The organism is Halococcus morrhuae DSM 1307, from assembly GCF_000336695.1.
Taxonomy (GTDB): Archaea; Halobacteriota; Halobacteria; order Halobacteriales; family Halococcaceae; genus Halococcus; species Halococcus morrhuae.
This window is the reverse complement of record NZ_AOMC01000014.1, coordinates 21339-40507: the sequence shown is the minus strand read 5'-3', so window position 1 is coordinate 40507 and position 19169 is coordinate 21339. Positions and strand designations below refer to the sequence as shown.

19 protein-coding genes are annotated in these 19169 nt (G+C 66.0%); 12 read left to right on the top strand and 7 right to left on the bottom strand.

What is annotated here, in order from left to right; translation table 11 throughout:
• The first annotated feature begins 4 nt into the window (after nucleotides 1–4).
• Nucleotides 5–163, top strand: a complete 159-nt coding sequence (locus tag C448_RS16220; RefSeq protein WP_169316339.1) for a hypothetical protein — start codon at nucleotides 5–7, stop codon at nucleotides 161–163.
• Between the two features lie 11 nt (nucleotides 164–174).
• Here the strand turns inward: C448_RS16220 and dpsA are convergent, their stop codons facing one another.
• Entirely contained in the window at nucleotides 175–732 is a 558-nt protein-coding gene (gene dpsA / locus C448_RS00600) for a DNA starvation/stationary phase protection protein DpsA (RefSeq protein ID WP_004051098.1), read from the bottom strand.
• A 223-nt stretch (nucleotides 733–955) separates the two neighbouring features.
• On the opposite strand from dpsA, the gene C448_RS00595 reads away from it, so the two are divergent.
• From C448_RS00595 to C448_RS00575, 5 genes are all read left to right on the top strand, one after another.
• Nucleotides 956–2167: an ABC transporter substrate-binding protein gene (locus C448_RS00595; RefSeq protein WP_004051097.1), complete on the top strand. Its 1212-nt coding sequence runs from the start codon at nucleotides 956–958 to the stop codon at nucleotides 2165–2167.
• A gap of 87 nt (nucleotides 2168–2254) precedes the next feature.
• A complete protein-coding gene (locus C448_RS00590) occupies nucleotides 2255–3433 on the top strand; it encodes an ABC transporter substrate-binding protein (protein WP_004051096.1) in 1179 nt (392 codons plus the stop codon).
• 164 nt (nucleotides 3434–3597) lie between these two features.
• Complete coding sequence (locus tag C448_RS00585) at nucleotides 3598–4488, top strand: ABC transporter ATP-binding protein (protein WP_152415486.1); 891 nt, start codon at nucleotides 3598–3600, stop codon at nucleotides 4486–4488.
• A gap of 48 nt (nucleotides 4489–4536) precedes the next feature.
• The gene (locus C448_RS00580) at nucleotides 4537–6192 is read left to right on the top strand and encodes a thiamine pyrophosphate-binding protein (RefSeq protein WP_004051094.1); all 1656 of its coding nucleotides are present in this window, start codon (nucleotides 4537–4539) and stop codon (nucleotides 6190–6192) included.
• Nucleotides 6189–7430, top strand: a complete 1242-nt coding sequence (locus tag C448_RS00575) for a CaiB/BaiF CoA transferase family protein (RefSeq protein WP_004051093.1) — start codon at nucleotides 6189–6191, stop codon at nucleotides 7428–7430. Before C448_RS00580 ends, C448_RS00575 begins: the two co-directional genes overlap by 4 nt.
• On the opposite strand, the gene C448_RS00570 is transcribed toward C448_RS00575, so the two are convergent.
• Nucleotides 7431–8261, bottom strand: coding sequence for a CPBP family intramembrane glutamic endopeptidase (locus C448_RS00570; RefSeq protein WP_004051091.1), 831 nt, complete (start codon nucleotides 8259–8261; stop codon nucleotides 7431–7433).
• Between the two features lies 1 nt (nucleotide 8262).
• Nucleotides 8263–10302: an ATP-dependent protease LonB gene (gene lonB, locus C448_RS00565; RefSeq protein WP_004051089.1), complete on the bottom strand. Its 2040-nt coding sequence runs from the start codon at nucleotides 10300–10302 to the stop codon at nucleotides 8263–8265.
• A gap of 168 nt (nucleotides 10303–10470) precedes the next feature.
• Between lonB and C448_RS00560 the strand changes: the two genes are divergently transcribed.
• The 3 genes from C448_RS00560 to C448_RS00550 are packed head-to-tail and all read left to right on the top strand — an operon-like array spanning nucleotide 10471 to nucleotide 12399.
• Nucleotides 10471–11025, top strand: a complete 555-nt coding sequence (locus C448_RS00560; RefSeq protein ID WP_004051088.1) for a nicotinamide-nucleotide adenylyltransferase — start codon at nucleotides 10471–10473, stop codon at nucleotides 11023–11025.
• Nucleotide 11026: 1 nt separating this feature from the next.
• Nucleotides 11027–11791: an SAM hydrolase/SAM-dependent halogenase family protein gene (locus C448_RS00555; protein ID WP_004051087.1), complete on the top strand. Its 765-nt coding sequence runs from the start codon at nucleotides 11027–11029 to the stop codon at nucleotides 11789–11791.
• Nucleotides 11791–12399, top strand: a complete 609-nt coding sequence (locus C448_RS00550) for a trimeric intracellular cation channel family protein (RefSeq protein WP_004051086.1) — start codon at nucleotides 11791–11793, stop codon at nucleotides 12397–12399. The genes C448_RS00555 and C448_RS00550 overlap by 1 nt, the downstream gene beginning before the upstream one ends.
• A 66-nt stretch (nucleotides 12400–12465) precedes the next feature.
• Here C448_RS00550 and thsA read toward each other — a convergent pair whose 3' ends face one another.
• The 3 genes from thsA to C448_RS00535 form a co-directional block, all read right to left on the bottom strand.
• On the bottom strand, nucleotides 12466–14025 hold the full coding sequence (thsA, locus tag C448_RS00545) for a thermosome subunit alpha (RefSeq protein WP_193363100.1): 1560 nt from the start codon (nucleotides 14023–14025) through the stop codon (nucleotides 12466–12468).
• Between the two features lie 148 nt (nucleotides 14026–14173).
• Nucleotides 14174–15160: a glycosyltransferase family 2 protein gene (locus C448_RS00540; RefSeq protein WP_004051081.1), complete on the bottom strand. Its 987-nt coding sequence runs from the start codon at nucleotides 15158–15160 to the stop codon at nucleotides 14174–14176.
• A gap of 165 nt (nucleotides 15161–15325) precedes the next feature.
• Nucleotides 15326–16039, bottom strand: a complete 714-nt coding sequence (locus C448_RS00535) for a class I SAM-dependent methyltransferase (RefSeq protein ID WP_004051080.1) — start codon at nucleotides 16037–16039, stop codon at nucleotides 15326–15328.
• A gap of 240 nt (nucleotides 16040–16279) precedes the next feature.
• Here C448_RS00535 and C448_RS00530 point away from each other — a divergent pair, with 240 nt between their 5' ends.
• Genes C448_RS00530 through C448_RS00520 form a run of 3 tightly spaced genes read left to right on the top strand, consistent with a single transcriptional unit; the run spans nucleotide 16280 to nucleotide 18050 of the window.
• Complete coding sequence (locus C448_RS00530; protein ID WP_004051079.1) at nucleotides 16280–16552, top strand: MarR family transcriptional regulator; 273 nt, start codon at nucleotides 16280–16282, stop codon at nucleotides 16550–16552.
• Nucleotides 16553–16586: 34 nt separating this feature from the next.
• Nucleotides 16587–17348 (top strand): MBL fold metallo-hydrolase, encoded by a 762-nt coding sequence (locus C448_RS00525; RefSeq protein ID WP_004051078.1) that lies wholly within the window; start codon nucleotides 16587–16589, stop codon nucleotides 17346–17348.
• Nucleotides 17349–17384: 36 nt separating this feature from the next.
• The gene (locus C448_RS00520; RefSeq protein WP_004051077.1) at nucleotides 17385–18050 is read left to right on the top strand and encodes a YkgJ family cysteine cluster protein; all 666 of its coding nucleotides are present in this window, start codon (nucleotides 17385–17387) and stop codon (nucleotides 18048–18050) included.
• Nucleotides 18051–18645: 595 nt separating this feature from the next.
• On the opposite strand, the gene C448_RS00515 is transcribed toward C448_RS00520, so the two are convergent.
• Nucleotides 18646–19044, bottom strand: coding sequence for a TRAM domain-containing protein (locus tag C448_RS00515; protein ID WP_004051076.1), 399 nt, complete (start codon nucleotides 19042–19044; stop codon nucleotides 18646–18648).
• Nucleotides 19045–19169 lie beyond the last annotated feature (125 nt).

Below are 19169 nucleotides of genomic sequence, written 5' to 3'. Positions count from 1 at the left end.
CGGTATGGCGGTTCCCTCCCGACTGACGAGCGCCGACGACACCACGACCGCTGACAGCGATGTCTCGATCCATTCGACCTCTCTCGAACGAAGCGTCTTCATCGAGGCGGACAACGCCGACGGCTGGATCTCGACCGATACGACCGTTCCGCTCGAACGCTAAAAAATCGGGTTTTAGTGGGTCGCTTCGTCGACCACCAGCGTGTCGTCTTCGAGGTAGTGTTCGAGGTGGTGGGCGTGATCCTCGTAGTCGTCGATGGCGTCCCTGAGGACCTCCTCCGAGGCGTAGTCGCCGAGGCTGTTGGTGAGTTCGATGTGGTCGCGGAACCGCTCGACGATGTCGCCGAACAGCTCCATGTCGTTGCGCAGCGAGGTGCGGACGTCGTAGACGTCCTCGCCCTCGAAGTCGACGTAGCTGTGATCGGCGAGGTTCGTCGGGCCGGCGACCGGGACGCCGCCGATCGCCTGCGCGCGCTCGGCGATCGCGTCGGCCTGCTCCTCGACGTCCTCGTAGGCCTCTTCGAGGAACCGGTGGAGTTCGAGGAACTCCGCACCCTCGACGTTCCAGTGGTGTTTCTTGAGCTGGTGGTAGAGCACGTACGACGCGGCGAGATCGGCGTTCAGCGCGTCGATGATCTGCTCTGCGCGCTCTTCCTCGATGCGGAGTGCCGGAGACTCCTCGACGGACCCGAACTCCTGTCGGAGCTCGGAATCGGACTGTTGGAAGCTCATTACACTCCATCATAGGTGGACAACCCACTTAACTGTTGCTGTTCGGAAAACATATTTTCGGCATCCCAAAAACCAGTTCTCCATAGAGCGAACAAACGGTGTCGAAAGCGGAGAAATCGTCGCCGATCGGGATGCAGCCGGGTCGGTGTGGTCGCCCATTCCGAATCGATCCGTCGAACGTCAACCGAAACGGCTAACCGTTGTTTTGGCGGACCTAAAATATATGTCCGAACGAACCGATGCGAACCCCACGCGACGCGGCGTGATCAAGGGCGGCAGTGCGATGCTCGCCGGTGGCATGCTCGCGGGCTGTACTGGCAACGGAGCGCAGTCGGGCGTGAACAACAGTTCGTCGACCGACTCGACCACATCGAACGGTGGTTCCTACACCGTCGGGATGGCTCCGATGGGCGACGTCTCGTTCGAGGGAGCCCCCGAATCCCTGTTCGTCGTGTTCTCGCAGTACGCGGACATGGCGGTCGCGCTCGGCCACGGCGATGCGGTGAACGCGATCTACAGTCCGGAGCTCTCCGGCGACATCATGGGTTCCTACTGTGCGCGTCTGGATGGGGTCTCGCCGGGCTGGAAGGAACTCCCCGACCCGCTCGCTGACGGACTGAGCAAGGAGAAGCTCTACGAACTCGACAGCGATGTGCACTTCCTCGATCCGGCGTACGTCTCGACCCAACAGAACTGGAAACAAGCCGACATCGACGAGATCGCGACGAACGTCGGTCCCTGGTTCGGGAACTTCTACAGCGGCACGCACGACGAGCCGCCGAAATCCTATCGGGATAGCTATCAGTATTACTCGCTGTGGGATCTGTTCGGCAAGGTCGCGCGCGTGCTCCAAGAACGCGATCGCTACCGGAAACTCGAACGGATGCATTCGAACGTGCTCTCGACGATCCGCTCGAAGCTCCCGCCGAAGGGGGAGCGGCCGACCGCCGTCCGCGTCACGCTCAACGACGACAACAGCGCGTTTTACACCTACCATCTCAACCGGCCCGGCTACTGGCTGGCCGACACCCGTCCGCTCGGGGCGCGCGATGCTTTCGCCGAAAAGGACTGGTCGAGCCTCTGGGGCGAAGTCGGCTACGAGGCCATGCTCGAAGCCGACCCCGACGTGATCCTCCATCTCTGGAGTATGTCGTCGAAACACGATCTGAGTGACGTGCGCAAGCGCATCACGAACAAGCCGGCAGGACGGGATCTCGCTGCCGTCCGCAACGACCGCGTCTATCCCGCCGGAATGCGCTATCAGGGTCCGATCATGAACCTCTTCCAGCTGGAGATGACCGCCAAACAGCTCTATCCCGAGCGCTTCGGCGAATGGCCCGACTACACGAGTGGCGATCCGTATCCCGAGATTCCCGCCGACGAACGGCTGTTCGACCGGCAGAAGCTCGCCGCCATCATCGACGGAACTGCCTAGCCACCGCCGACTGTTTTTCCTGTCTCCTCACATTTAGGCCAGCCAAAATCGGAACGCTTTAGCCTCTTTTCGGCGAGCCTAATCCACATGCAACGACGACGCTTTCTGACCGGCGCGACCGCGACGGCCGGCGCGCTGCTGGCCGGCTGTGCCGGCGGTGCCAGCGAGGGCGGCGACGGCAACGGGAGCGACCGCACGACCGGATCGACAACCGGAACGGCCGCGGGTGGAGCGACGACCGGTGCGGGCTCCGACGGAAACGGTGCCTATAGCGTCTCGATGGCCCCGATGGGTGAGGTCACGTTCGAGAGCGTCCCGCAGACGTGGGTCGCGAACAACGGCAGCTGGGCCGACATGGGCGCTGCGCTCGGCGTCGAACCACCGAAGGCGCTCTGGCTGCCAGAGCGCTACCACACCCAGTATTACGACGGGATTCCCGGCGTGTCGGTCGACACCTCACAGATGACGACACTGTTCGGCGACGGCGGTAGCGTGAGCAAGGAAACGTACTACCAGCTCGACGGCGACGTCCACGTCCAGGACCCGACCTTCCTGTTGAATCGCGCCAAGAACTGGAAGCAGGCCGATATCGACGAGATCACGAACAACGTCGCGCCGTTTGTCGGCAACACCGGCTTCTCGCGGGGCTACTCGTGGCACGAGAACTACCGCTACTACTCGCTGTACGAAGCCTTCGGGAAGCTCGCGACGGTGTTCAAGCGCGAGCAGCGATACGACGCGTTCTCGAAGCTCCACGACGAGTTCCAGTCGCAGCTCTCGAATATCGTCCCGTCGAAGAGCGAGCGCCCGGCGGTCGCCATCCTTTGGGCCGAAGGCAACCAGCCCGAGCAGTTCAGTCCGTATCTCATCGGCAAGGGAACCAGTTTCAAGCAGTGGCGCGATCTCCAGGTACGAGACGCGCTCGCCGAGACCGATGTCGAGAACTTCCACGCGTCGCGAGCACAGGTCGACTACGAGACGCTGCTGGAGATCGATCCCGAGATGCTCCTCCTGTGCGGCCACGAGGACCAGACCGCAACGAAGTTCCAGAACACCGTCGTGCAATCCCTCCGCAACCACGAGATCGCAAGTGATCTCACTGCAGTCAAAAACGGTGATGTCTATCGTGGCGGCCCCCTGTACCAGGGGCCGATCACGAACCTCGTGCTCACCGAACGCGCCGCGAAACAGGTTTACGGCGTCTCGAAGGAGCTGTTCGACCGCAACCGCGTGGCGGACATCGTCGCCGGAAAGCTCTCGCAGTAATCGACGATCGCGAACGCGACTCGAATCGCCATTCATCCGGTAACGGAAACGTTTATGTATTTTAGGGCCGCCTAAACAGCCATGAGCGAGCGATGGTGCGTCCCGCCGGCGCGGACCGATCGATCGAGCTCCAAGAACGGGCTACTGGCGGGTGGCGACGACTGATGGACGACTCTACCGAAATCGCACCGGACGGCGGCACGCTCGTCGCCGGCGGATCGTCGACGGAGGGGACGACGATCGACACGGTTCGGAACGAGCCGGACAGCGCCCTCGTCGGCGAGGAGCTGGTGCTCGGCTATCCGACCGGCGATCAACCGGTCATCGACGGCGAATCGGTGTCGATCCCTGAAAACCGCGTGACGGCGCTCGTTGGGCCGAACGGCTCGGGAAAGAGCACGCTGCTCCAGGGACTCGCCAACCAGCTCGATCCCGATTCGGGTGTCGTCACGCTCGATGGCCGGGAGATCCAGTCGCTCGGGACGAAGGAACTCGCCCGCAAGCTCGGCTTGCTCTCCCAGGAAAGCAGTCTGCCGGCGAGTCTCACCGTCGAGAGCCTCGCCATGCACGGGCGCTACCCACATCGCGGCGCGTTCGACTCCCCGACCGAGGACGACGAGGCGGCCGTCGAGCGCGCGCTCTCGCTGGCGGGCGTCGGCCACCTCCGCGAGCGGACCCTCGGCAGCCTCAGCGGCGGCCAGAAACAGCTCGCGTGGATCGCGATGGCGCTCGCCCAGGACACCGAGGTGCTGCTGCTCGACGAACCGACCACCTTCCTCGATCTCCACCACCAGCTGGAGGTGATGGAGATCGTCGAGACGCTGCGAGCCGAGAGCGACGTCACGGTCGTGCTCGTCCTCCACGATCTCGACCAGGCCGCCCGACACGCAGAACACATGCTCGCGCTCGCCGACGGTGAGATCTACGCCCACGGGCCGCCGTCAGAAGTCGTCTCCGAGGGGCTTCTCCGTGACGTCTTCGGCGTTTCGGCGACCGTCGAGCAGGGCGAGCGCGGCCCGCACATTACGCCCCACCACGCGGTGCACGAGGACTGAGCGGGTCGCTACGGGACGCTTTTTACCCCCGGACGTGGTGGATTTATCATGCACGTCAGCACCGCCGTCGTCGAGCGACTTCGCGCGAACGGTATCGATACCGTCTTCGGCCTGTCTCTTATACACATCTCTGAGNGCAAGCAGTCGCTTCCGCTGAACGACGGCATCGACCGTGCGGACGACATCCGCTACGTCGTCGCGCGCCACGAGACCGCCGTCAGTCAGGAAGCGTGGGGCTACGCCGAGACTAGTGGTCGGCCGGCGGCGACGATCGTCGTGCCCGGCCCGGGCGACATGAACGCGATGAACGGGCTGAAGAACGCGACAAACGACTGTACGCCACTCCTCCACATCGCCATCGAGACCGAGCCCGAACTCCGCGGCGGCGACGCCATCCACGAAACGCCGCCCGACATCTACGACGAGATCGTCAAGGAGAACCTCCTCGTCGAGACCGCCGAGGCGACCGCCGCCGAGATCGACCGTGCGATAGCGATCGCGCAGACACCGCCGAAAGGTCCCGTCAGAATCGGCATTCCGAAGAACTTCCTGAAGCAGGACGTAGCAGTCGCATCGCCGGCCGAGCACGAGCCGTCGGCTCCCGCTACACCCGACGACGTCACCGCTGCGGCCGAACTGCTCGACGAGGCGACCAAACCGATCGTCATCGCCGGCGGCGGCGTCAGGACTGCGGGAGCCGCCGCCGAACTGAACGCGGTCGCCGAGAGCCTGGGCGCGCCGATCGTGACGACGTACAAGGGGAAGGGCGTCGTCGGCGGTGACCACCCGCTCTGGCTCGGCACGCTCTCCGGTAGCGCCAGCCCGGAAATCGACGAGACGCTGGCAGCGGCCGACGCCGCGCTCGTCGTCGGATCGGATCTCGACGCAGTCGCCACGAGCAACTGGTCGGCACCGCTGCCCGACGAACTCGTCCACGTCACGCTCGACGCGAACGACATCGGTACCGGCTACGCTCCGACCGTCGGTACCGTCGCCGACGCGCGCGCGACGCTCGACGAACTGTTGACTCGTCTCGACGGGGGCAGGTCGGGGTGGGACGGTGCCGAAGAAGTCGCGGCGGTCAGGGATGCCTACGACGAACGTATCGCCGGTCTCCTCGATGTCGAGCGCGAGCCACCGACCTCGGTCGCCTGCCTTCGAGCGGTCCGCCGCGCGATCCCCGACGAGACGGTCGTCAGCGCCGACGCGGGCGGCTTCCGGGTCTGGGCGCTCAACGTCTTCGACGCCGCCGGCCCGCGCCGATACGTGAATCCCGGCTCGTGGGCGACGATGGGCACCGGATTGCCCGCTGCCATCGGCGCACAGCTGGCGAACCCCGAGAAACCCGTGCTGGCGCTCTGTGGCGACGGCGGCCTGATGATGGCGGTCCACGAACTCCACACCGCGGTCGCCGAGGACCTTCCGATCACGACGGTCGTGTTCAACAACGACGACTACGCCATCATCAGCGAGGAGGCCGAGCGAAGCTACGGGCTCGAATCGGGGGCCTACGGTTGGCCGTCGGCCGCGCTCGACTTCCCGACGATCGCCGAGGGGATGGGCATGACCGCGTTCCGCGCGGAGGGCGTCGCGGAGCTCGAAGAGCGCGTGGCCGAGGCCGTCGCGCGCGACGAACCCGTGCTGGTCGAGGTCCGCACGGATCCCGACGAGCCACAGGCGAGCGCGTTCATGGAGGGAGCATGACCGGTGAAGCGCGCACGGCCGACGGTGATCGCGGGCCGCTCGACGGACTGACGGTACTTGACGCCTCGCGCGTTCTCGCCGGCCCCTTCTGTACGATGCAGTTGGGCGACCTCGGCGCGGAGGTCATCAAGGTCGAGCGCCCCGACACCGGCGACCAGACTCGCGGCTGGCAGCCACCCTCCTACGGCGCTTCGGAGGAGAGCGCTTACTACATGAGCATCAACCGGAACAAGCGCTCGATCGCGTTGAACCTCGCCTCGGAGGCGGGTCGCGAGGTGTTCCGCACGCTCGCCCGCGAGGCCGACGTGCTCGTGGAGAACTTCCGGGTGGGGAAGATGGAGGAGTGGGGGCTCGGTTACGAGGACCTCCGGGACGCGAACCCGGAGCTGGTCTACTGTTCGATCACGGGCTACGGTGAGTGGGGGCCCGACAGCCACCGTCCGGCCTACGACATCATCATGCAGGCCGAGGGCGGGCTGATGAGCATCACTGGCGAGGAGGGGCACACTCCCGTCCGCGTCGGCGTCGCCATCGCCGACATCGGTGCGGGGATGTACGCCACGCAGGGGATCCTGGCAGCGTTGCTCGAACGCGAACTGGGTGGGTCGGGAGGGCAGAAACTCGACATCAGCCTGTTCGACGGCCAGGTGGCCTGGATGACGTACATGGCGTCGAACTACTTCGCGACCGGTGATCCACCTTCCAGAATGGGCAGCAAACACCCGACGATCGCGCCGTATCAGGCGTTCGCAACGAACGATGGCCACGTCGTGGTCGCGGTCGCATCCGAGAACCTCTGGCCGAACTTCTGTACGGCGCTCGATCGCGAGGATCTCACCGACGACGAGCGGTTCGCCACGAACGAGGATCGGGTGGCCAACCGCGAAGCACTTGACGCGCTGCTCGCCGAGGAGCTTCAGCAATACGACACTGACGAACTGCTCGCGCTGTTCGACGAGCACGACGTGCCCGCGAGCGACGTCCACGACATGGCCGACGTCTTCGCCGACGAGCAGGTCGCGGCGCGCGGGATGCACAGGGAAATCGACCACCCGACCGCCGGCACCGTCGAGATGCCGGGCAGCCCGATGCACTTCTCGAATACGCCGACGACGATCCGCCAGTATCCCCCACGACTCGGCGAACACACCTGCGACCTTCTCCACGAGGCGGGCTACGACACGTCGGAAATCCAGGAATTGATCGATGCCGATGCCGTCGCTCCTTTCGAGAACTGATCAGCCGAGCGAACTTTCGTTGACGGCGAACTCCAGCGCGTTGATGAGATAGTGGGCGACCACCACGACGAGCAGGCTCCCGGTCACGACGAACGCGCCCGCGAGCACGAATCCGAGGCTTCCCGTGACGACCATGCCGAGCGCGCCCTGCGCGCCGTGACCGAGCGCGAACGCGAGCGACGAGAGCAGCGCCAGCAGCCACGGCGAGAGCGAAAAACCCGTCGAGAACGCGCCGACGAGCGCCGCCCGGAAGAGGAACTCCTCGAAGACGGCGATCGTGGGTAGAACGACGCCGAGCAGCACGATCCAGCCGCTCGTCGAATCGGGCGCGAGCGACCCGCGCAGCTGCTCGGGCACCTCGATGCCGACGGCTTTCGCCGCGCGCGAACCACCCTCGTTGGCGAGATATAATCCGACACCGAGCGCCACGCCGACGGCGAGTTCCCGGAGGCCGTTGGTCGCCGGTGCTGCACCGAGCGCTCCGAGCGGGATCCGTGTGTACCACGCGCTGCCAATCAGAATGACGAGGAACAGTCCCTGTGAGAGCGCGACGTTCGCGAGCAGTAGCCCCGTCGATAATGATGTGGGCTCCTGTGGTTCGCGTTGCGAGTGCTCCGCTTCCAGACGCTGTTCGGCATTCGGATCGGAGTCCGCTTCGTGATGGGGCGCTGCTTCCGGATGATATTCTGGTTCAGCGCGTTCGGGAACACTCGCCGGCGTTTCATCCGTCGGGGTGGCCTCGTGGCTCGCCACCTGGGAAACGCGCGCGAGCGCGAGCAACAAAACGAGAACGAGGGCGGTCAGCCCCGCGAAGACCGCCCAACGGGCCACGTTACTGCGGGCTGGGGCTGCCGGTGCCCTGCTGGCTGACCTGCTGCCGGTCGAGCGCCTGACCGGTGATCGACTTCAGGCGGTCGACCAGTCCGTCCTTCTCACCCTCGCCGGCGAGGGCGACTTCGAGCACCTCGCTGATGTGCGAGACGGGGACGACCTCGATCTGGTCCTTGTACTCGTCCTCGATCATCACGTCCTGTTCGTTCGCTGCCGGGATGATGACCCGTTCGAGACCGGCCTTGGCTGCGGCCTCGATCTTGTGGGTCACGCCGCCGACCGGGAGCACGTCGCCCCGGACGGACAGCGAGCCGGTCATCGCGAGGTTCTGGTCCACGGGCACGTCCTCCAGTGCGCTGATGACGGCGGCGGCCACGGTGATCGAGGCCGAGTCGCCGTCGACGCCCTGCTGCCCAGTTTGCACGAACTGGATGTGGATGTCCTTCTCCGAGATGTTCTCGTCGGAGAACTTCTTGATGATCGCCGACACGTTCTGGACGGCCTCCTCGGCCATCTCCTTGAGCTGGCCGGTGGCGATCACGCCACCGGGGCCCTGCGAGGGCGTGACTTCGGCCATCACGGGGAGGACGATCCCCGAGTCCTCGCCCATCACGGCGAGCCCGTTGATGCGGCCGACGACGTCGCCCTGTGCGACGGTCATCTCGTAGTCCTTGCGGCGCTCGATGAACGTATCCGCGAGCTGCTGTTCGATCGAGCGCGAACGGTTCTTCGCCTGGAGAACGTGCTCGCGGGTGGTGAACTCGGCTTCCTCCGCCCGAGCGATGTCGCCCGCCACGCGGACGAGCCCACCGAGATCGCGCATCTTGAGCGAGAGGTGTCCCTTCCGGCCCGCACGGCGCTGGGCTTCGAGGATCATCTCCTCGATGGCATCGCGCGTGAAGTGCGGGAGCCGCCCGTCCTTGTCGACCTCCTGGGCGACGAACCGGGCGTACTTGCGGCGCATCTCCGGCTCGTCCTCGATGGTGTCGTCCATGTACACCTCGTAGCCGTAGCCCTTGATCCGCGAGCGCAGCGCCGGATGCATGTTCTCCATCGCGTCGAGGTTCCCGGCGGCGACCATGACGAAGTCCGTCGGGACGGGTTCGGTCTGGACCATCGCGCCCGAGGAGCGCTCGGACTGACCAGTAATGGAGAACTCGCCCTCCTGGATCGCCGTCATCAGCTTCTGCTGAGAGCGCACGTCGAGCGTGTTGATCTCGTCGAGGAACAGCACGCCCTTGTTGGCCTCGTGGATCGCCCCTGACTCGACGCGGTCGTGGCTCGGCGTCTCCATCCCGCCCGACTGGAACGGGTCGTGGCGGACGTCGCCGAGCAGCGCGCCGGCGTGGGCACCCGTCGCGTCCTTGAACGGGGCGGTCTGGGTGTCCGAGGAGTCGATGAGGAGGTTCGGGATCATCGCGTCCGTACTGCGCGAGCTGTACTTGAAGGCGATGTAGATGACGCCGGCGGCGAGAATGCCGAGCAGCACCTGCCCGGCGATCAGCAGCGAGTAGCCCAGCACGATGGCGATGATGATCCACATCAGGAACTGGCGCATCTGATTGCGCTTCTGGGCCTCCTCCTTGTGCGCCTCGATGATCTGTTTGCCCTTCCCGCCCGGCACGGTTCGGACCTTTGGCGCGTTGCCATCGTCGGGGTTGTGATAGACCAGAACGTCCTGGAGATCCTCCTTGGGCAGGAGCTGGCTCATCGCTTTGGCCAGCATCGACTTGCCCGTCCCGGGCGTCCCGATCATCATGACGTGACGGCGCTGCTTGGCCGCCTTCATCACGACGTCACGGGCGTGATCCTGCCCGATGACCTGATCGACGAGTCGGTCGGGGATCTCGATATCGGCGGTCGATTCGATGTCGAGCCCCCCGAGCAGACCGTCCTCTTGCCCCTCGATGATGGCCTCGTCGTCGACGTCGCTGCCGAGTTCCTCCCCTGACGGAACGGTCGTCTCGGCTCCCGACTCCGAGCCCGAGTCGATCTCAGACTCGGTCGGGAACGCGTCGTCGGTGTCGGTGTCGTTGCTCATATGACTGTCTCTAACAGTAGAAACGAGGGCACGTTTACTGATATACTTTCTCCCCTCGAACGTCCCGCACACGCTGCCGAAACCGACCCTGTGAGTGCGTTTCTGCCATGATTCGTCGTTCACGTACGACCGGCCGGTTTTATATACGTGTGGGGCGGGAGTGTGGATATGACGCGGGGGTTCTACATCGGTCGCTTCCAGCCCTACCACGACGGCCACCACCACATGGTCGAGCGCATCGCCGGCGAGGTCGACGAGCTCGTGCTCGGCATCGGCAGCGCCGACGACTCACACACGCGCCACAACCCGTTCACCGCCGGCGAGCGCATCATGATGATCACCAAGGCGCTCGAAGACGCCGATCTCGTCATCTACCCGGTGCCGATCGAGGATCTCGACCGCAACGCGGTCTGGGTCTCCCATGTCCGGAGCATGTCACCGGCGTTCGACGTCGCCTACTCGAACAACCCGCTCGTCGTCCAGCTGTTCTCCGAGGCTGGCGTCGAGGTGCGCCAGTCGCCGATGTTCGAACGCGAGAAGCTCGAAGGAACCGAGATCCGTGAACGCATGATCGACGACGAGGGCTGGGAGGAGCTCGTCCCGAGCGCCGTCGTCGACATCGTCGACGAGATCGACGGCATCGAGCGCCTCCAGCGGGTGAGCGACACCGACGGCGCGGCCGATGATCGTCCGCACCGCTCGAACACCGCTGATCCCGAATAGCATGCTCACGCTGAGCTCCGACTTCGGCACACCCTACCCGGCGGCGATGAAGGGCGTGTTCCTCTCGAACACCGACGCCCGGCTGGTCGACGTCAGCCACGAGTTCCCGAGACAGGATGTCCGCACGGCGGCGTTCTGGCTGCGAGAAGTGCTCCCCTATTTCCCGCCCGCCGTCCATCTCGTCGTGGTCGATCCGGGCGTCGGCACCGACCGTGCGGCGCTCGTCGTGCGCGCGGGCGACCACGCCCTCGTGGGGCCGGACAACGGTGTCCTCCGCCCTGTCGCTCGCCAACTCGCCGAAGGCGACGACATCGAGGCGTTCGTGATCGACGATGACGAGGCCGACAGCTCGACGTTCCACGGACGGGACGTGTTCGCACCGGCGGCCGCCGCCGTCCACGAGGTGGGCATCGATCACATCGAGAGCCTCGATCGCTGTACGCCAGCGGACGGGATCGAGCAACTCTCCTTCCCAGAACCGACGCACCGCGACGACGCGATCGCGGGCGAGGTGCTCGTCGTCGACGGGTTCGGCAACGCCATCACGAACGTCCCTGGAGAGGTGCTCGACGACTCCTTCGGTGACAGTATCACCGTCAACGACGAGCAGGCACCGGTCGAACGCTCGTACGCCCACGTCGAGTCGGGCGAGCGCCTCGTCACCGTCGGCAGCCACGAGAACGTCGAGCTCGCGGTCAACCGCGGCCGTGGCGAGCGGGCGTTCGACGTCGGGGTGGGCGATCCGGTCGTGCTGACGGACGTCTGATGGTCGATGCCTTCGGCGCGATGAACGCGATCGGCCTCGTGGCGTTCGCGCTTGCCGGCTCGCTCAAGGGTGCCGACGCCGATCTCGACCTGTTCGGTATCGCGGTTCTCGGCATGCTCACGGCACTTGGTGGCGGCATTCTCCGCGATACGCTCGTCGGTCGCGTCCCGATCGCGCTCCGAACGACCGGCGACGTCGCCATCGCCCTCGCCGGCGTCGCACTCGCGCTCGTGCTCGCACGGCTGCTCGGTAGCCGTCTCCGGAATCACGCGGCGATCCAGCTCCCCGATGCCGTCGGTCTCGCGGCGTTCGCGGCCACCGGCGCGCTCGTCGGTGTTCAAGCGGCGCTCTCGCCGTTCGGCGTCGTCGTTCTCGCGACGCTCACCGGGGTCGGCGGCGGCAGCATCGCCGATCTACTGCTCGGTCGGGTGCCGAGCGTACTCCACGAGGACTTCTACGCGACGCCGGCGGTGCTCGGCGGGGCTGCGTTCTGGCTCGCCGTGCGGGCGGGCGTCGCGTCCGGTCGGGCGGCGCTCGGCTGTGCGATCGTCGTGCTCGGGCTTCGCCTGCTGGCGCTGCGATACGACTGGCGGCTCCCGACGGTCTGAAGATTGCCGACGGACGTGCGAGGCGCTGGTCGTCGTTGGAACAAAAAACGGTGGGTTCGGCTTGAATCAGCCGTCCGCGGAGATGACGTCGTCGATGCGGGCGATCATCGTCGCGGCCTCGGTCGCGCTCTCGATGGCCTCGTGTTTGACGGCGACGGGGTCGAAGACGCCGGCCTCGACGGGATCGGTGACGGTGCCGGTCTGACTTTCGCTGATGATGCCGGCCCGGCCCTCGCTGTCGTGGCGACTGCGCAGCTCGACGAGCGCGTCGATCGGGTCCATGCCGGTGTTCTCGGCGAGCGTGCGCGGGAGCACGTCGGTCGCGTCGGCGAACGCCTCGACGGCGAGCTGGCGACGACCCTCGATGCTCGCCGCGTGATCGCGGATGTACGCGGCGATGGCGACCTCGCTCGCGCCGCCACCGGGCACCACACCACCCGCATCGAGTGCGGCGGTCACGACGTCGAGCCCGTCGTGGAGCGCCCGTTCGAGCTCGTCTGTGACGTGCTCGGTGCCGCCACGGGCGAACACCGTCACGGATTCGGCGGCCGCGCCGCCCTCGACGAAGACGAGATCGTCGTCGGCGAACGACTCGACGCTGACGCGCTCGGCGTTGCCCAGATCGTCCGCTTCGAGGTCGTCGATGGCACCGACGCGGCTCGCGCCGGTCGCCTGTGTGATCGCCTTTGCCTCGTCGTCGTCGACGCTCTCGAAGGCCAGAACTCCCTCGTCGGCGAGGTGGGCGGCCGCGCGGTCGTCGACGCTCTCGGTGACGAACGCCACGTCGACGTCGAGATCGGCGAGCGCGTCGGCGTACTGCTCGAACTGGCTCTCCTCGGCGTCGATGGCGGCGTTGAGTTCATCGACGCTCCCGACGTCGTACTCGGCGTCGACGTTCGACTCACGGATGTCGAACTCGACGTCGAGGACGGCGATCGAGGCGTCCTCGACGGTCGAAGGCATGTCCTCGCGGACCGGCTCCTCCTCGCTGATGACGCCCTCGACGAGCTCCGTCGCGCTCGAACTCGCGCCCGTCTGGGTGCGGACGGTGATGTCCTCGCGCGCGACGCCATCGTTCTCGACCTGTCGGATCCCCTCGACGACCGTCTCCGCGAGCGCTTCGGCACCGACGTCGCCGGTGCCCTTGCCCGTCATCGAGGTCTCGGCGACGCCACGGAGGACGTCGTCGTCGACCGTCTCGTCGACGACGAGCTCGTCGACGGCCTCGTGAGCCAGCTCCGCAGCCTCGTGATAGCCCTCGACGATCGTCGTCGGATGGACGTCATCGTCGAGGAGGCTCTCGGCCTTGGCGAGCAGCTGGCCGGTGAGGACGGCCGCCGTGGTCGTCCCGTCGCCGACTTCGTCCTCCTGTGTCTCGGCAACCTCGACGATCATCTGTGCGGCGGGATGCTCGATATCCATCTCGCCGAGGATCGTCGCGCCGTCGTTGGTGATGACGACGTCGCCCGAATCCGAGACGAGCATCTTGTCCATCCCCTTCGGACCGAGCGTCGTCCGGACGGATTCCGAGACGGCCTTGCCGCCCTCGATGTTCGAACTCTGTGCGTCCTCGCCGCGCGTTCGCTCGCTGTCGTCACTGAGGATGAACATCGGCTGTCCACCCATGCGCTGTTGCTGTGCCATGATTTGAAATCCTCATCAATGGGTCGTTTGCGGTTCTATATAAAAATTGCTACTCGGGATCGCGGAAACGCCGGACACGAACGGCAGGCTCTGGCACACGAACACCGGAACGAACGCTTATCAATCGCCGTCAGCGCCAGTCGTGGACCGCGACCGCCCGCTCGGATCGCGCGGAGAGTCCGTTCGGGTTGCGGCGGTCACGTGAGCGCCAGCGCGCGGCCAGCCCGGAGCCGTTGCCGCGCAGGCTCCCGGTGAGGACGTCTCGCCCGTTCCCGACCCAGTTCGTCGGGCTTGCCTCGCCGCGTACGACGCTTTCGAGTCCGGTGAGGGCGTCCCGCCCCGCATGCGAGAGCAGTCGTCGGGCGGTCGTCGGCCGCAGCCCGTAGTTCTTGACGAGGCGGTAGGCGAGCGCGCGATATTTCCAGTACCAGTCGCGCTCGGTCCGGCCGCCGTCGGAGATCGCCCGCGGTGCCGACGGGGCCGTCTCGGTGCCGAGCGCATCGCCGACGGCCATCCCCGCCGCCCAGCGGACGTCGTACTCCGCGGCCGCGAGCCGGTGGGCGAGATCGCGCGCGCCGCCCGTCTGGAGATATTCGTCGAACCCGTCCGCGTCTTCGAGTGCCGCGCGGGTGAACGCGACGTTCGACCCGTCGAAATACGTCACCTCGCGGCCGGTGATGGTCCGCGATTCGGGTGTCGTCGGCCCGTCGGTCGATCGCGCCGGGCCGGTGACGACTCCCACATCTCGGCGCATTCGCGGTGGATACCCTTCGGCGATGGCGTGCGCACGCCCGTCGCCGTGGCTGTCGGTGTCGAAGCCCGCCGCGAGCGCGTCCTCCCAGCCCGGCTCCACGGTCCGATCGTAGCCGACGAACGCGACGTGCTCGCCGGTCGTGTGTTCGATCCCGGCGTTGCGCGCGACGTTCAGGTTGCGGTCGGCGACCTCGACGAGCACGTCGACGTCGTCGCGTTCGCTGACCATGCCGGTGGTACCGTCCGCGGAGGGGCCGTTGACGACGACCACCTCGCTCTCGGGGGCCACCGCCGCGAGCGCGTCGAGACACGCCACGAGTTGGGTCCGGCCGTTGAGGGTCGGCACGACCACCGAGAGCTGCATACCGACCGAATAGCGCCGCTCGACATAAAAACAACCGCTTTATCGTCGAGCCGCTGCCGATCCTTCCAACGACCGACGAAACGGTCACTCGCGGACGATCGTGCGCCAGTCAGTTCATTACCGACGGAAGCTCGCCCCAGTGGGCGACAGCACGGCGACCGGTTCTCACTCCTCTTGCAACCGTGCGTCCCAGTACGATACCGACGCCACGTACTCGCCGATCGGCGAGTCCATGATCACGTCGTCGAGTTCGCGCACGCGGGTGGCCATCGCGTCGGGGAGCTGGCGATAGAGGCCGTACGGGAAGAAGAAGTCGTGTTCCTCGCCGGCCAGCTGCAGTCCGGCTCCGTCGAGCAGCTCCTCGATCTCAGCACGGGCGTACAGCCGCGAGCCCATCGGCAGCAGCCAGTTGTAGATGCTGCGGGTGCTGAACCGACGGAAGGTGTCGAAGACGACCTGCTTGCGGGCGACGCGGCGTAGCTCGGCGAGAAACGAGGCGGGCGTATCTGCGAGATGGAAAAACCGCATCGCGATGACGGTCTCGAAGTGGTCGTCGGGGAAGGGCAGGCGGGCGGCGTCGCCGCGCATGAACTCCAGATGGTCGTCGACGCCCGCTGCGCGCGCCTTTTTGCGACCCTCCTGGAGCATCGCGGGCGAGATATCGAGGCCGACGATATCAGCGCCGCGCTGGGCGAGCATCGTCGTGAATCGCCCCGTTCCGCAGGCGATCTCCAGGACGCGTTTGTCGTCGACGGGGCCGACTGCCGAGAGCACGGCCTCCTTCTCCCGCTCGTCGATGAGCCGGCCGCCGTCGGAGAACCGCTTGGTGTCGTACTCCTCGGCGACCTCGGCGGTCTGGTACCACTCCTGTCCCTTCACGCTACCCGTGGTTTTCGGTCGAGGAATAAAACCGTACGGATATGGCGCGCTGCCCGTCAGTGGCGACCGTCGAGCGACCCGACCGTGGCACGATCCAACTGCTCACCGCCATCCGTGGCCCGGCCATGCGGTGCGCGCCGCACCACGAAATATAAGGACAAGGGTATTCATTCATGCGGTAGTAGTATACATTCCCATATATGGGCAAGTTTTACCATAGCCCGTCGAAGAGTGGTGGGCATGAGCGCCACCACGGACCGCACACAGCCCGACGACCCGTTGACCGAGACCGAGTTCCGCGATCGCCTGCGCGAGCTCCCCCCGAGCGCGAAGCTCGTCGCCAAAGTGCTCGAATCGGAGACGCCGCTCTCGCAGGGGCAGCTCGCCGACGAATCGCTGCTGCCCGATCGGACCGTCCGCTACGCGCTGAACCGCCTCGAAGACGACGATCTCGTCGGCTCGCGCTACAGTTTCCGCGACGCCAGAAAGCAGGTCTACTTCCTGAACCAATAACTGGCCTTTTGGGCCGCGAACGCCACCACTCGTCGTGAGTCCGACCCGTGTTCCGATCCCTGTCGAGACGGCCGCACCCGGCGGCGAGACGAACGCCTATCTCGTCGGGAGCGAGCGGGCGTTGCTCGTCGATCCGGCGGCCGCGACGCCCCGACTCGACGAGGCAATCGACGGCGTCGCAAACCTGCTCGTGACCCACACCCACCCCGATCACGTGGGCGGTGTCGAAGCGTACGCCGACCGGGCGACCGTCTGGGCGCGCGCCGGCTACGCGGACCGGTTCGAGCACGCGACCGGTGTCCCGCCCGATCGCACCTTCGGCCCGGGAACGCGCATCGACACCGACGCAGGGACCGTCGAGCTGCTCGCGACGCCGGGACACGCCCCCGACCACGTCGCGCTCGCCATCGACGACGAGCTGCTGGTCGGCGATCTCGCCGTCGCGAGCGGCAGCGTCGTCGTGGGCAACGAAGACGGCGACATGCGTGGCTATCTCACCGCGCTCCGGCGGCTCCACACTCGGAACCCGGCGCGATTGTATCCGGGTCACGGACCGGTCGTCGAGGAGCCACGGGCGGTGATCGAACGACTCATTTCCCATCGACTGCGCCGCGAGCGAGCGGTTCTGCGGGCGGTGCGCGATGGCGCGCGGACGGTCGCCGCGGTGACCGACGCGGCCTACGAGAAGGAGCTTGCGGGAGTGCGAGGGCTGGCCGAACGCACGGTGGCGGCCCATCTCGTCAAACTCGCCGTCGAGGGCCGCGTCGAGTGGGATAGTGAGCAGGTCCACCCCTGACGACGGTCTTTTTGCGCGGCGGTGGGAAGGGGGCGTGTGAGTTTCGAGGACGAACTCGTCCGTGCGCGCGATCTCGATGTCGAGGTGCTAGCCGACGCCATCGAGGAAATCGGCTTCGAGTGTACGCGCTGTGGGGCCTGCTGCAAGGCGGCGACGGGCCCGGACGGGCACGAGGAGCACACCGCGACGGTGTTCCCCGACGAGATACGCGAGCTGCAGGACGCCACCGAGTACGATCACCGGGACGTTGCCCGACCGATGCCGTATGGTCTCAGCGAAGGGGAAGACGGATTGGAGGGCGAGACCTTCGAGTGGGCGCTCGAAACGAGCGACTGTGGCGACTGTACCTTCTACGCCGAGGAGGACGGTGTCGGGGCGTGTACCGTCCACGAGGATCGGCCACTCATCTGTCGCACCTATCCGTTCAGCGTCGCTCTCGATGGATCGAGCCAGCCGATGGGCGCGGCCGTCGACCAGGTCGGCGACGTGCGCGCCCACGAGTGCGAGGGGCTCGGGCGCGACATCGACCGCGAGCACGCCGAGGAGCTGGCCGGTGCGCTCAAAGAACGCGCGATCCGCGAACTCGAAGAGGCCATCGCCGTCAGCGAACGCTACGAATCAGCAAATCCCGATTCCGGCGAAGTCGTCGTTCACGACTCCGAGGGTGCGAAACGGCCGGACGGAACCCCGATAGACGGGTAGTCGCCGGCCCTGCCGGCGGTGCGGTTGCGGTGCGGCGACGGTTTGCGGTCCTGGTGTCTCGGCGAGTCAAGCGAGCCGAGGCTCAGGAGAGTGGTTCGAAAGACGCGAAGCGTCTTTCGTCATTGTCGAGCAAAGCTCGACTTGCAGTCAGAACGTATCACGTTCTGACGACATCACGAGAGAGCTTCGCTCTCTCGAACGACNCTTGCAGTCAGAACGTATCACGTTCTGACGACATCACGAGAGAGCTTCGCTCTCTCGAACGACTATGCTCTCCTGGTGGATGAAGGGCGAGTAGCGAGGGACCTCCGGTCCCTCGTACCGTGCGAGCGGGCCTCCGGCCCGCGAGCAGACGACCGGAGGGAGCGAGGGCTTCTGCCGTGCTGTGCAGTTGGAGGGTGGTGTAGAGAGTCCGCGCGAGTGAAACGAGCGCGGTTCACGAGAGACGCGAAGCGTCTCTCTGGCTCTCGTTCACTCCCTGCGGTCGTTCACGAGAACACCGCTCGCGCGGTTTGCGAGCGGGAGTTTTTAGCGTAGCTTTTTGCGAGGAGTGGTGGCCGACCGCAGGGAGGCCACCCGACGAAGTAAAAAGGTACTAATCGATGATTTCGCCGACGGCGAAGTTCGATTTCACCTCGGTGATCTCGACTTTGACGCGTTCGCCGATCTCGGCACCGGGGACGATGATAACGTAGCCACGTTCGACGCGGGCGATGCCGTCGCCCTGCTTGCCGATGTCCTCGACCTCGACGTAGCGCATCTCACCGACGTCGACGGGCGGCTGTGGCTCCGAGGAGGGTGTGCTCGACCGCGAGCGCGAACTGCTCGATGATTCCTCGGTTGGTTCACGCGAGACGAGTGCCACACGATAGGTATCGCCGGGCTCGATCGACCCGTTCTCGACCTCGCGTCGCGGTATCTCGACGGTGTAGCTGTCTTCGGATTCGGTGACGTCGGCGTTGAACAGACACAGGAGTTTATCAGATATTTCCATCGCGTAGTCCTCCATCCGCCGCTACCGTGGCCGAGAAATAAAGAACTACCGCCCGCTCGCGCCGTACCCATCCGTACCACCCCCGACTCGAACGGGCGTCGACGGGCCACGACGGGCCCGATCGA